The sequence below is a fragment of the Paraburkholderia fynbosensis genome, assembly GCF_902859935.1.
Taxonomy (GTDB): domain Bacteria; phylum Pseudomonadota; class Gammaproteobacteria; order Burkholderiales; family Burkholderiaceae; genus Paraburkholderia; species Paraburkholderia fynbosensis.
In genome coordinates this window covers 151,995-165,233 of the sequence record NZ_CADIKI010000014.1, presented here as the reverse complement: position 1 = coordinate 165,233, position 13,239 = coordinate 151,995, and the positions used below count along the sequence as shown (strand labels likewise).

Annotated in this window: 10 protein-coding genes; 5 read left to right on the top strand and 5 right to left on the bottom strand. The window is 65.1% G+C overall.

Translation table 11 applies throughout. The annotated features are described in order from the left end of the window. Positions 1-379 precede the first annotated feature (379 nt). Positions 380-1,198, top strand: coding sequence for an alpha/beta fold hydrolase (locus HV770_RS23110; protein ID WP_175163313.1), 819 nt, complete (start codon positions 380-382; stop codon positions 1,196-1,198). A gap of 24 nt (positions 1,199-1,222) precedes the next feature. On the opposite strand, the gene HV770_RS23105 is transcribed toward HV770_RS23110, so the two are convergent. From HV770_RS23105 to HV770_RS23095, 3 genes are all read right to left on the bottom strand, one after another. After that, positions 1,223-2,221 carry a peptidoglycan DD-metalloendopeptidase family protein gene (locus tag HV770_RS23105; protein WP_175163311.1) on the bottom strand — a complete coding sequence of 333 codons (999 nt, stop codon included), beginning with the start codon at positions 2,219-2,221 and terminating at the stop codon, positions 1,223-1,225. Positions 2,222-2,892: 671 nt separating this feature from the next. Continuing rightward, positions 2,893-3,309, bottom strand: coding sequence for a hypothetical protein (locus HV770_RS23100; protein ID WP_121321763.1), 417 nt, complete (start codon positions 3,307-3,309; stop codon positions 2,893-2,895). Positions 3,310-3,647: 338 nt separating this feature from the next. After that, complete coding sequence (locus tag HV770_RS23095) at positions 3,648-4,808, bottom strand: porin (protein ID WP_175163310.1); 1,161 nt, start codon at positions 4,806-4,808, stop codon at positions 3,648-3,650. A 566-nt stretch (positions 4,809-5,374) separates the two neighbouring features. Here HV770_RS23095 and HV770_RS23090 point away from each other — a divergent pair. Together HV770_RS23090 and HV770_RS23085 are read left to right on the top strand one after the other, a co-directional pair. Continuing rightward, positions 5,375-6,481, top strand: a complete 1,107-nt coding sequence (locus tag HV770_RS23090; protein WP_175163308.1) for an OpgC domain-containing protein — start codon at positions 5,375-5,377, stop codon at positions 6,479-6,481. A gap of 152 nt (positions 6,482-6,633) precedes the next feature. Then, positions 6,634-7,506 (top strand): alpha/beta hydrolase, encoded by an 873-nt coding sequence (locus HV770_RS23085; protein ID WP_175163306.1) that lies wholly within the window; start codon positions 6,634-6,636, stop codon positions 7,504-7,506. A gap of 29 nt (positions 7,507-7,535) precedes the next feature. On the opposite strand, the gene HV770_RS23080 is transcribed toward HV770_RS23085, so the two are convergent. Beyond that, the gene (locus tag HV770_RS23080) at positions 7,536-8,618 is read right to left on the bottom strand and encodes an AI-2E family transporter (RefSeq protein ID WP_175163304.1); all 1,083 of its coding nucleotides are present in this window, start codon (positions 8,616-8,618) and stop codon (positions 7,536-7,538) included. Positions 8,619-8,960: 342 nt separating this feature from the next. On the opposite strand from HV770_RS23080, the gene HV770_RS23075 reads away from it, so the two are divergent. Next, positions 8,961-9,245 carry a DUF3331 domain-containing protein gene (locus HV770_RS23075; RefSeq protein WP_121323857.1) on the top strand — a complete coding sequence of 95 codons (285 nt, stop codon included), beginning with the start codon at positions 8,961-8,963 and terminating at the stop codon, positions 9,243-9,245. Between the two features lie 307 nt (positions 9,246-9,552). After that, positions 9,553-12,120, top strand: a complete 2,568-nt coding sequence (locus HV770_RS23070) for an adenosylcobalamin-dependent ribonucleoside-diphosphate reductase (RefSeq protein ID WP_175163301.1) — start codon at positions 9,553-9,555, stop codon at positions 12,118-12,120. Positions 12,121-12,261: 141 nt separating this feature from the next. On the opposite strand, the gene HV770_RS23065 is transcribed toward HV770_RS23070, so the two are convergent. Then, positions 12,262-13,212 (bottom strand): dimethyl sulfoxide reductase anchor subunit family protein, encoded by a 951-nt coding sequence (locus HV770_RS23065; RefSeq protein WP_175163299.1) that lies wholly within the window; start codon positions 13,210-13,212, stop codon positions 12,262-12,264. Between the last annotated feature and the right edge of the window lie 27 nt (positions 13,213-13,239).

Here is a 13,239-nt window from a genome sequence, read left to right as displayed (position 1 = left end):
ACTCGCGCGATCGCGCCGCAGCCTCCCGAATCTCCTCACCGTTGAAAAGCCGCCTTTCGAACAGCACAACGCTGTCCACTCGGATGCCGCCGGCGCTCGCAGCCGATCGATTACCCAGCGCATCGATCGCAGACCTCAAAAATACCCCTTGTTTCAAGCCAATTTCTGCCCGAATCGTAAGAGTGCGGGTTGCAAAAGACGCTGACTCATTGTTCAAACACTGCAGCAAGCGCATCGTCAGCGAATTTGCCTGGTTTTGCTGAACAAAACAAAGGTGAGCTTCTGCGGGAGCCACCCCCTGCCGCCTACGAAAAGGCGCGCTGCACGTTCGACGTTCCCCTGCTAAGGTAAGCAGACCTTCTTTGCAACGCTCATCGCCATGCAAACCTGGCCGCTCCCCGAAAGCTATACGTTCCGCGATCAAACCGTGCGTTACGGCGTCACCGGCAACGGTCCGCCGCTGGTGCTGGTTCACGGCACGCCGTTCTCTTCGTATGTGTGGCATCGCATCGCCGCGCATCTCGCGCCCATGCGCACGGTCCACTACTACGACTTGCTCGGCTACGGACAATCGGAGCAGCGCGACGCACAGGACGTCTCGCTCGGCATCCAGAACGTGTTGCTCGCGGAACTGCTCGCGCATTGGAAGCTCGAGATGCCGGACGTCGTCGCGCATGATTTCGGTGGCGCGACTTCGCTACGTGCGCATCTGCTGAACGGCTGCGAGTACCGCAGTCTCACGCTGATCGATCCGGTCGCGGTCGCGCCATGGGGTTCGCCGTTCGTGCGGCACGTGCGCGAACACGGCGACGCATTCGCCGGACTGCCGCCGTATATTCACGAAGCGGTGGTGAAAGCGTATGTGCGCGGTGCGATCGCCCGCGAGATCCCGGACCATGAACTCGCGCCTTATGTGAGGCCGTGGCTCGGCGCCACGGGACAAGCGGCCTTCTACAGGCAGATCGCGCAGATGGACCAGCGCCATACCGACGAAGTCGAAGCGCGTTACGCGCAGCTGCGTTGTCCGGTGCAGATTCTGTGGGGCGAGAAAGACCAGTGGATACCGCTCGAACGCGGTCGCCAGCTGGCCGCCGCGATTCCGTGCGCGCGCTTTCAGGCGGTGCCGAACGCCGGCCATCTGATGCAGGAGGACGCGCCGGAGGCGATCGTCGCCGCGGCGCTGCGCTGGTTCGTCTGACGGCGCGCGAGCGGTCCGCGCCCGTTAGCCGCGACCTTGTGGAAGATACGGCAGCGGATCGATCGGCTTGCCGTCGTGGCGCAACTCGAAACCGACGGACACGCGCGAGTTGTTTTCGTCGCCCATCTCCGCGATCTGCTGTCCTTGCCGAACGATGTCGCCGATCTTGACCAGCAGCTTGCGGTTATGCGAGTACGCGGTCAGAAAATCCTTGTTGTGCTGGACGATGATCAGGCTGCCGTAGCTGTTCAACCCCGTGCCCGCGTACATCACGCGGCCGTCGGCGGCGGCGCGCACCGGATCGCCCGGCTTGCCGCCGATCTCGATACCGCGCGTTTCGCCGGGCTGGAATGCCTCGACCACGCGGCCGCCCGCTGGCCACGCCAGCGCGACGCCGTTCGCGTGCCGCGCGGTTTGCTGCATGACTTCGCGCGCCTGTTCGGGGGTCGGCGAACCTGCGCCGGGCAAGTTCGCAGTGGACTGCGCCGAGCCCGCCGCTGCTTGCTGCGGCGCCGCCGCCGCCGCCGCCGCCGCCGAAGCCGAAGCCGAAGCCGAAGCCGCGGAACCTGCGGCAGCTTTCGCAGCCAACACCGCCTTCGCATTCGCCGCATTGGCGGCATTCACGGCCCGCACCGTTTCCGGCGACGCAACATGCAGCATCTGCCCCAGCTTCAGCCGCGACGACGCCTTCAATGCGTTCCACGTTTGCAACTGTTTGACGCTGCAGTGATGATGCTGCGCGATGCGCGACAGCGTATCGCCACGCTTGACCCGATAGACGAGCGGCGGCGATTTTTTGAGCGACGCGCCCTCATCGGAGCCCGTTGCGACAGGCGTGCCCGCTGACGCGGCATTGGAAGCCGACGCGGCTACCCCAGCCGCCACGCCGGACGCAGCCGCCGGACTCACCGCCACGCCGTTCTGCGCGTCCTGCTGCCCGACATTCGCACAACCACTCACTGCCAGCGCGACCCACACGCCGGCCAGGCTGGCCATCATCGTTCTGTCGAAACGTCTTGTCATCTCTGTTCGACTCCTGCCTTATTCATGAGCGGGCCGGATGCCGCCCTGTCATCTGCCAATGCGCGCGGTCTTACGCCGCGCAGCCTGCTTCGCGACACGGCGAGGCCGCCTCGTGCGCCGCTCATCCCGTGCCCTGCCGACCAATCCACCCTGACGCTGACCGGAACGGACTGCGTCCGGTCTCTCACGGAACAGCCGGTCCCCAGCGCGAAGGCCCAGATTGCTGATCAAAATTCCAGCGGAATTGTAAAGGCGCTTTAACGAAAACGCCTCGTCGCGAACACTCTGATACAAACATTACTCACGTATTTCCGGGACGCGTTCGCACCCGCCGCGGTGTGTACAACGGCGTGCTCTTTCGGGCACACGGCGGCGTCGCGTCCGCGATCGTCGGCGACTGATTGCACGAGGGTGTGCGCGCACTGCACACGTCCGATTTGCCCCGCTCGCGGGAATGTCCACCGGAGTCAGCATCGCAACACGAGGCAATCGCGCCATCGCGCGTCGTGTCCCGTGATCGGACAATCACCTTTTCTTTAACGGCAGCTCGCCGCCGGAACTTGAATCGACATGTGTCGCAATGGCGCGCGACGCGCGGAAATGCGTCGGCGAGGAAAAGGCGGTCGTCAACATCGACAAGCTCGCCTGACTTCGACGACCCAACGTGGGCGCTAGCTGTAGTACTGCCCCGCGTACTTCACATATCCCACCGGATGATGCGTGAAGTGCAACACCGGCAGCACGGGATTCGAATTGTCGGCGGTCGGATAAGCGCTGGCTTCGGAGATATATTCGCCTTGCGCCTCGATCGGCTGCCCCGCCTGGAGGCCGGGGATTTCCTGCGCCAGTCCCTCGTTGTCGCCGAAACGCACGGCGACGAAGACCTCCGTGCCCACCAGGTTCTGCGTCCCGCCCTCGAACTTCAGCACCTTGTCGATCCTGATGACGAGGTGCTGGTGATTGGCGCCGTGGTGATTGTCCGGGCTGTCGAACACCTTGGCGATCGTGCCTTGCACGCACGCGAGCGGCGCGCCCAGCGAATGCACATAACGATGATGCGGAAGTATCTGTGTCGCGCGATTGCTCATGAAGTCTCCGTGCAAAAATAAGCGGGCTTGTCTACGGCAAACGAAGAACGCGGCTGCCGGGCGGCGACAGCGCGATACCATTTGAGCGAGCCGTGCCGTGCGAGTTCATTGCGCGGGACCATGGCCCGAAACCGGCAGCGCACTCGCCGGTTCAAACGCGAGCAAACAAACCGCACGCCTTTGAGGGGGCGGGGCAAGCGATTTCAGGAAAGCGTCCGATACGGCGAGGCAAGCCGAAGAAAATAGTCTTACGGCTCTTTTGAAGCCCGCGCTGTTCGATCAAGGCGCGAGCGCATCGCGCAATAAAACCCCGCGATGAATCACCCGCAGCGGCCTGCCTAGAATTTATGCCGGATCGCCGCGCGCACGACGACCTGCTTCGACGTCGACGAAGGCGACTGGGTGCCGGGGATGAACGCGTAGTCGAGAATCGAAAAGGTCTGGTCGCCCGTGACCTGCTGATACTCGCCCTGAATATAGACGTCGGTGCGTTTGGACAGGTTGTAATCCGCCATCAGGCCGAACGAGTGAATGCGCGGCTTCACGCCGCCGTTCGACGCGTCGTAGGTCTCCATCGTGTACACGTACTGCGCGCCGACGAACAGCATCGGCGAAATCTGATACTTGCCGTTCACCTCGAAATTCTGATACTTCAGTGAGTTCAGCAGCACGCCCGGCGGCACGAGCGGCGTGGTGCCGAGATAGCCGTTGCCGGTCGGATTCAGATAGTTCGAGTTGGTGTAGACGAAGCCCGCCGTCGCCGAACCGAAGGTATAGGTAATGCCGCCGCCGAACACGCGCATGCGGGCCGCGATGAAACCGGCGTCGTTCGTGGTGATCGCACCGTTCGCGCCATTGCCCGGATTGTCGGCCTGCAGATACGCCGCGGCCACCAGCAAGCCGGCATACGCATACTGCCCGCCGATGCTGTACGCCCGATTGTTCGCGAAGCCGGTGTCGTTGCTGAAACTGTAGGTGCCGCCGAACTGGAAGCCGGAGATCGATGGGCTGGCGTACTTGACCGTGTTGTCGAGACGGAACGTGTTGTCGGTGTTGTCGTTGTCGAGCGGGTGCGAGAACAGCGTGCCCGCCCAGTTGCCGTTGGCGGTGGTCTGAGCCAGATAGTCGACCACTGAATCGTACTGGCGGCCGAAGGTCAGTGTGCCGTACGGCGCCGAACTCAAGCCGACATAGGCCTGCCGCCCGAACATCCGGCCGCCCTGCGCGAGCCGCCCGGCATTCAGGTCGAAACCGTTCTCGATCTGGAACACCGCTTTGAGGCCGCCGCCGAGTTCCTCGGCGCCCTTCAGGCCCCAGCGGCTGCCTTGCGCGAAACCACTCGCCAGTTCGTAGACGTTGCCACGGCCGACATTGTTGGTGTAGTTGATGCCCTCGTCGATCACGCCATACAGCGTGACGCTGGTCTGTGCGTCGGCGGACGCGGCAAAAACGGCGGACACAGCGGTGGAGACAGCCAGCGCGAAGACTTGCTTGTTCATGATGATCTCCCTGCACTCGAGTAATCGGACAACTCGATCCGGCCGCTTCTTCTGCTGGCGCTTTCGGGCACTTCGACAGTGCCGCTCACGACCCCGCCGCGCTTTTGGGAAATCCTCACACGCCGTTTGCGGGCCGTCCATTGGGGGTCGCTTCGATCTCTTGAAACGTTGCGAAATCTCCACTGTGTGCGGCAGCCACTTTTTTCCCGGCTCCCGTTCAGGTAGGCGTCACAGCACGGTCCGCACGAATTCGGCGATGCTTCGCCGCACTCGCGCCGTGCGCCCTGCGCTGCGCGCTTGTCATGGAAAGAAATATAATGGGCGGTTTTGGCCGCGGCGCAGCGGAACTCCGCGCCGTCCTCCGGGGTCTTTTCAATGCCCCCTGACACCGCGCCCTGCGAGGCCGGTCGAACGCGGCGACGTGGGTCACGACGTGAGCACGACGTGAAGCACGACATGGGTCGAGTCCCGCCGCAGCACTGAATCAATCCAATTCCAAAGCCTTGTGAGACGCCTGCCGCGCTGCATCAGCGCGCCGTCGCACGGGGCTGCTTTTGGCGCAAACAATGCAACCTTCATCTTCACGCCTGATCGAGCTGGACTTTTTCCGCGGCCTGGTCCTGCTGATCATCGTCGTCGACCACATCGGCGGCAGCATCCTGTCGCGCTTTACGCTGCACGCGTACGCGTTGTGCGATGCCGCCGAAGTCTTCGTGTTCCTCGGCGGCTTCGCTACCGCAACGGCCTACGTGGCGCTCGCCGAACGGCGCAACGAGACGATCGCGCGCAGCCGCTTCCTGCGGCGCTCGCTCGAAATCTATCGCGCGTTCCTCGTCACCGCGGGGTTGATGCTGCTGGTCAGCGCGGTGTTGAGCGCGTTCAGCATCGACGGACCGAATCTCGCCACTACCGATCTCGACGACCTGATCGCAGCGCCCGTCGGCGCGCTGCGCGACATTTTGCTGTTCCGCCGTCAGCCCTATCTGGCTTCAGTGCTGCCGATGTACGCGTTCTTCGCGCTGCTGGTGCCGATGATTCTGCCGCTCGCGCGCAGCAAACCGTGGCTGCTGCTGGCCGGCAGCGTCGCATTGTGGGCCGGCGCGCCGGCGATCGACGCCTACCTGCCCGCCGCGCCGGACATGCACTGGGACTTCAACCCGTTCGCGTGGCAGTTGCTGTTCGTGCTCGGCGTGCTCGCGCGATGCCAGCCGGTTTATCAGCGTGTCAGTGCGCACCGCCTCAGCTGGATCGTCAGCCTCAGTGCGTTCGCGGTGGTGGCCGGCGCGGCCTATTTCAAGCTCTTCATCCATCATGGATCGCTCGACGCGAGCCTCAAGCAGAATCTGTCCTGGCTGCGGGCGGGCAACTTCCTCGCCATCGCCTGGGTCGTCGCCAATCTGATCGAACTCGGCTGGGCGAAGAAGCTCGCGCAGTGGTTGCCGTGGGTCGGCGTGATTGGGCGCAAAGGGCTGCTGTGCTTCATCGCCGGTGCGGTGATCTCGCTCGTGGTCGACTCGCTGCTGTACGCGGCGACCGACGGCTATCTGAACTACCCGCTCGGCCTGCTCGCCGATGTGATCGCGGTCGGCGCCCTCTTCGCCGTCGCGTTGGGCGTGGCGCCGCTCAAGCGCTTCGTCGGACGCTTTGTCGGCGCGCTCGGGACGTCGTCCTGAGAGGTGCGTGCGGAGCAAGCGGCTGGCGCGCCTCTTCCGCTTCCTGCCTGCATCGCCTACGCTCAAATCGGGCTCCAACGGTCTCAACTCCGCCGCCGATGCTGATAGCATGACGGCCGCGCGCAAGCTGCGCGCCGGCTTCCTACTCTCACATGCGTCCACTCCTACACCTCGCACTCGCCCTGCTATCCATCGCCGCCAGCATGCCGGCGTCCGCCAGCACCGTCGTCAGCCGCAGCTTTTATGCAGAAGCGCTCGGCCGCGACTGGGGCTACACGGTCTATCTGCCGAGCGGCTATCGTCAGGACGCCGCGCGCATGCCCGTGCTCTATCTCCTGCACGGCAACAACGGCGACGCCAACGACTGGCTCACCCAGGGCCACCTGCAAAGCGCCGCCGATGCCCTGATCGCGCGCAAGGAGATCCCGCCGGTCGTCATCGTGATGCCGCAAGGCGGCACCGACTGGTACGTCGATCGCAAGGAAAAGATGGAAAGCGCGTTTTTCGGCGATCTGCTGCCCGAGATAGAAACGCATTACGCGGTGTCGACGCAGCGTGGCGGGCGGGCGATCGGCGGGGTGTCGATGGGCGGCTTCGGCGCGCTGCGCTACGTGCTGACGCACCCGGAACTGTTCTGCGGCGCGCTGCTGCTGAGCCCCGCGATCTACGCGAACGAGCCGCCGCGCGCATCGGCCGCGCGCCGGGTCGGCGTGTTTGGCGAGCGGCAGTTCGATCCTGAAATCTGGCACGAACTCAACTATCCAGCGCAGTGGGAGCGCTACATGAGCCAGCCGTATCGCCTGCCGATGTTCATCGCCGCCGGCGACGACGACCTCGCGATCCAGGCCGACGCGTCCTCGCTATACACGCGTCTGCGGCTGGCGGGCAATCCGGCGGCGCTGCGCATCATCGACGGCGGCCACACGTGGGAAGTCTGGAGCGCGCTGCTGCCGGCCGCGTTGAAATACGCGCTCGGCTGCATGAAGCCGCCGGCGGTCGAGCATCCGTCGAATCAGCGGCCGTGAGCGGGGCCGGGGCGCGCGAAAACCCCGCCCTACCGCACCAGATCGGTCCAGAACACCATCAGCACCGTCATCAGCGCGGGCCCGACGAAGATGCCGATCAGCCCGAACGTCTCCGCCCCGCCGAGAATGCCGAACAGCACGAGCAGGAACGGCAGGCGCGTCGAATTGCCGATCAGCACGGGCCGTACGAAGTGCTCGGCGACGAATACCACGATCGAGCCGACCACGACCAGCCCGATGGCCGCGGCCACCGAGCCCTGCGCGAGCAGCCACAGCGCCGCGAGGCCGAATGTAATCGGCGCGCAGAACGGCAGCATCGCGGCGACCGCGGTAATCAAACCGAGCAGCGCGACATGCGGCAAGCCGGTCACGAAATAGGCGACAGCCAGCAACACGCCCTCCCCGAGGCCGACCACGACCAGCCCCGACACCGTGCCGCGCACTGCGGCGGCCATCCGTTGCAGAAGCTCGGCGCCATCGTCGCCGAAGCCGCGCCGCACGCCCCGGATCAGCGCGCCGGACAGGCGCGGCCCCGTCTGGAAAATCACGAACAGCGTGACCAGCATGAAAGTGAACACCACCACCGCATGGAGCGCACGCGCGCCGAAGCGGCGGCCGAGCGTCATCACCGTGGGATTGTGCAGGCCCTTCATCGCTGCCGAATCACCCAGCGGCTGCGCGAGGTTGGCCTGCCACCACGCGGAAATCTGCTGCGCGCCGAACGGCAAACGCGCGATGAAGTCCGGCAGCGCGATGCCGTTTTCCCGCGCGCTCCTGAACCATTCGTTCAGGTCGTGCGCCTCACGCAGCGCCTGAGCGATGCCGATGCCGACCGGCAGCACCACCAGCAGCGCAATCGCCAGCGTGAGCGCCGCGGCGATCAGCGTGGTGCGGCCCGTGAACCAGCGGTTGCTCTCGACCTTGCGCAACAGCGGCCACAGCGCGATCGCGACCACCCCGGCCCACGCGACCACCACGATGAAGTCGCGCACGACCCACACCGCCAGCAACACCAGTCCGATGTATAAGGCGAGCGAGGCCGCCTTCTGCTTTTTCAGGCGATCCGGCGGCACCGGGTGATCGGACGAGGTGTCGGGCGGGCGTGAAATCATAGGGATTCTCTTTGGATATGTGCGCGCGAGCCGACCGGAAAAAACCAAACCCGCTAGACTGGCAGCGGCCAGTCGGCGGCTCATCGAAGAGCCCTATCTTAAAGGAGCAGCGGCGCCCTCTGTAGGCAGCGCTTCCGTCGCGTTCCGGTCAACACTCCGTTGCAAAAATTCACACTATTAAAAATTCACATAATAACGGCGTGTAACGTCCGTCTTTTCGGGCGATCGCAAATGTCGAGCGCCATTGTTGCTGTTTGGAGAACACTGTTTCAACCGCGACACAATGGCTATCCGGCGCGCACGGGACTACATTCGGCACACCACAATACGGAGCCGATGATGATGACCTTAGAGTCCATCCCCCTTGACGGTACCAATGGCGTACGCATCGAAATTCTCGAGCGCTCCGACACGACGCTGGTGATCCGCTGGGTAGAACCGGGGCGATGTCATTACGGCGAGCAGCGCTGGCGGCGGAGGTCGGCGCATACCTCTGGCACCTGCGCGGTATCGCGGCGCAAGATCCGCCGCGGCGACGCGGTGTTCAAACCCGCCGAACGGCCCGCGCCGTCGAACGCTTCCGCGATGATCTGTGCCGAAATCCTCTGCGCGCTGGCGGAAGCCTGACGCTTCGAGCCGCCGCCGCTGCGCTGTCACCCTGCCGTCATTCTTCCTGTTTGGTTCTGTGCCGGCGTCGCGCGCATCGCGCCGATACGCCCGGCAAACCGCCCCTTGCGCGGCAGGATGCACGGGCGCCCTTCGCCCACGCGCGTTACGCCGCGCGCCGAACACCTCCGATTGCGGCCCTTCGCCACGTGCGCTAAGGTGGACCTCATTGCGACAAGTCAGCCGCCGGCTTCCTGCGCGACGGTAAAGTGACCCGCATTTCCACCCACCGCGCCGCGCCCGCTGCGGCGCCGTTTGAGGGCCTACCATGGCAGAAGACACGCCGGACACCCGCGCGGCTCTAGCGCTCCCCGTTCCCCTCGTCGCTCCGCAACAATTCTCCGTCGACGTGCTGCTCGAAAAATACGCGAAAAGCGATGAACAATCGGCCGACGACGTGTTCAAACGCGTCGCCCGCGGCGTCGCCGAGGCCGAGCCGCCGGCGCTGCGCGAATCGGTCGAGGCGCTGTTCGTCGACAATCTGCGGCACGGCGCGCTCGGCGCGGGCCGCATCATGAGCGCGGCGGGCACCGGCATCGCCGCCACGCTGATCAACTGCTTCGTGCAGCCGGTCGGCGACGCGATCCAGGGCGTCGACGAGCAGGGCCTGCCCGGCATCTACGTCGCACTGCTGCAAGCGGCCGAAACCATGCGCCGCGGCGGCGGCGTCGGCTACAACTTCTCCGCGATCCGGCCCAAGGGTGCGCGCGTTCACACCACGAGTTCGTCGGCGTCGGGGCCGTGCAGTTATATGGACGTGTTCGACGCGTCGTGCCGCACGGTCGAAAGCGCCGGTTCGCGGCGCGGCGCGCAAATGGCCGTGCTCGATTGCAGCCACCCCGATCTGCTCGAATTCATCGAGGCCAAGCATTCGAAGGGCCGTTGGAACAACTTCAACGTGTCGGTCGGCGTCACCGATGAATTCATGCACGCCGTCGAAGAAGATCGGCCCTGGCAACTTGTGCACCGGGCCGAGCCGTCGCCGGCGCTGCGCGCGGCCGGCGACGTGCGGCAACGCGAAGACGGTCAATGGGTCTACAGCGAACGCCCGGCCCGCGAGATCTGGGATCGCATCATGCGCTCCACGTACGACGTCGCGGAACCCGGCATCGTGTTCATCTCGCGCATGAACGAGGACAACAATCTGCGCGCCGTCGAAACCATCCGCGCGACCAATCCGTGCGGCGAACAACCGCTGCCGGCATACGGCTGCTGCAATCTCGGACCGTTGAACCTGACGCGCTTCGTGATCGATCCGTTCGCGCAGATGAAAGGCGGCAAGCCTTCTTTCGACTGGGACGGCCTCGCGCGGCGCACCCGCACGCAGGTGCGTTTTCTCGACAACGTGCTCGACGTCACGCTGTGGCCGCTGCCGCAGCAATACGACGAGTCGCGCGCGAAGCGGCGCATCGGCGTCGGCTTCACCGGCCTCGGCGACACCCTCGTGATGCTCGGCTTGCGCTACGACTCGCAGGAAGGCCGCTTCTTCGCGGTGCGCATCGCGCAGCTGATGCGCGACGAGGCGTATCGCGCGTCGGTGGAACTGGCGAAAGAGCGCGGCGCGTTTCCGCTATTCGACGCCGAGCGCTACCTGGAAGCCGGCACCTTCGCCTCGCGCCTGCCCGACGATATCAAGCAGGCAATTCGCCGCGACGGCATCCGCAACAGCCACCTGCTGTCGATCGCACCGACCGGCACCGTGAGCCTCGCGTTCGCGGACAACGCGTCGAACGGCATCGAGCCGGCCTTCTCGTGGACCTACACGCGCATGAAGGTGATGGCCGATGGCGGGCGCGAATCGTTCGACGTCGAGGACTACGCGTACCGGCTCTATCGCGAACTCGGCGGCGACGTCAAGAACCTCCCGGAGTATTTCGTCAGCGCGCTGCAGATGTCGGCGCGCGACCACCTCGACATGATGGCGGCCGTGCAGCCTTACGTGGACACGTCGATCTCGAAGACGGTCAACGTGCCCGCCGATTATCCGTTCGAAGCGTTCGAAAACCTCTACTTCGACGCGTGGAAAAACGGCCTCAAGGGCCTCGCTACGTATCGCCCGAACGAGACGCTCGGCGCGGTGCTCAGCGTGAGCCCGCCGCAAGCGGACGACACGCTCGCCGAGAACGATCTCGATCCGTTGCGTATCGCGATCGATCATCGGCCCAAAGGCGAGTTGCCGGCGATCATCGAGAAGGTCGAATATCTGACCCAGGCCGGCAAGAAGTCGCTCTACGTGGCGGCGTCGTTCATCGAGGTGACCGGGCGTCTGGGCGGTGAGGACGTGACGATCGAGCGGCCGATCGAATTCTTCATCCCCACCGGCCAGCGCGACGAATCGCAGCAATGGATCACAGCGACGATGCGCTCGCTGTCGCTCGCCGCGCGCGGCGGGTTCGTCGCGCGCAACCTGCAGGATATGCGCAAGGTCTCGTGGGATCGCGGACAGGTCCGGCTCGGCGACGTGCAACGGCTCGACGGGCATCGCGCGCCGCGCTGGCACGATTCGGAGGTGGCGGCACTCGCGTTTGCGATCCAGCAGATTCTGCATCGGCGGGGCTTTCTCGATGCCGAGGGCAATCAGGTGCCGTCGCGCATGCTGGCGCGTCTGCCGCGCGGGCAGATGAAAGCGGAGACGGCATTGTCGGCGGACTTCGGGCTGCGCCCGCCTCCCGCTGACGCCAGTGCCGATGCCGACGTGTTGGCACAGCCCGCCGGCGCGCAGGGACTGCACACGATGCTCGGGCGCAAGTGCGGGTCGTGCGGTGCGAATGCGGTGATTCGCAAGGACGGGTGTGATTTCTGTACGGCGTGTGGTGAAGTCGGCGCGTGCGGGTAAAGCGGTGGACGTTGATTGAGCGCGCCGGCCGGCGCGCTCAGCCGTCAATCCGCGAGGCAGGCCACAGGATCGCCTTGCTCGATCGATCCGGTCACCCTTTCAGCCCGCTTCGCAAACCGCGCGACCCTGCGAAGCCGCGTTTCAGCCGACTCTCGCGTAATAAAGATTTTGTGGATGCTTCGCTTCGGCGAAGAAGAACCAGCGTTCCGCGACGAGGCCCGCGTATTGCACGAGACAGGCCGCCGCAAGCAAGCCAAGCGACACGCCGATCGAATCCAGCCGCGCGCCGAGGGCCATCAACACGACCGGCACGACGAACGCCGTGACGAGAAAGCCCCACTTGATGCCGCGCAGCGTCCCCGCCAACTTGCCGTGAAAGAACTCGCGCAGATTGAACGCGCCGGCCGTGAAGCCGCGCGACACCTGCACGAGCTTCGGGTTGCGGATACCGGTCGCGCTCTGCACGGTCGACTTCGGCCGCAAACGCGCATTGCGCACCAGCGACGCCGAGCGGCTCGCGCAGCCCGCGAGCGTCAGCACGCACGCGCAGACGGCGAGCCCCACGGTCAACGCGGGCGCGCACCACGCGCTCAGCGCCGTGGCCAGCGTGAAGCCCGACGCGCAGCCGAGCAGCACGAAGTTGACCAGCGTGAGCGGCGTCGCCCATTCCTGCAGGAAGCGCAGGCACGCGTAGATCATCGCGGTGCAGACGAACAGCGTCGCGCTCGCCAGCACGCCGAGCCAGCCCAGCGCGAGCGACCACGGCGAGGCGAACCAGTGTGCGACGCCGTAGAAAAACGCGCAGGCGAGAAACGCAGGCAGACACAGACATTCGCGCGAGAGCCACGAGGTTCGCCACATCGCGATCGCCCGCCATGCACGCTCGGGATGACCGAGATGGAAGAACGACGCGATCAGCCCGAGCCCGCCCAGGACCACCGACACCGCCGCGCCGATGACATAGAACGCAGCCGTGGGGGGCGCGACGAGACCCAGTTGCGCCGCGCTCTCCACACCGACGAGCGCAATCAGTAAGCCTTGGGCCGCGCCGCTTAAAGTGGTGAGGAACACTACGGAGAATGCCGGATTCATCGTGAGGTCCTGGGTGGGTTCGGTTAG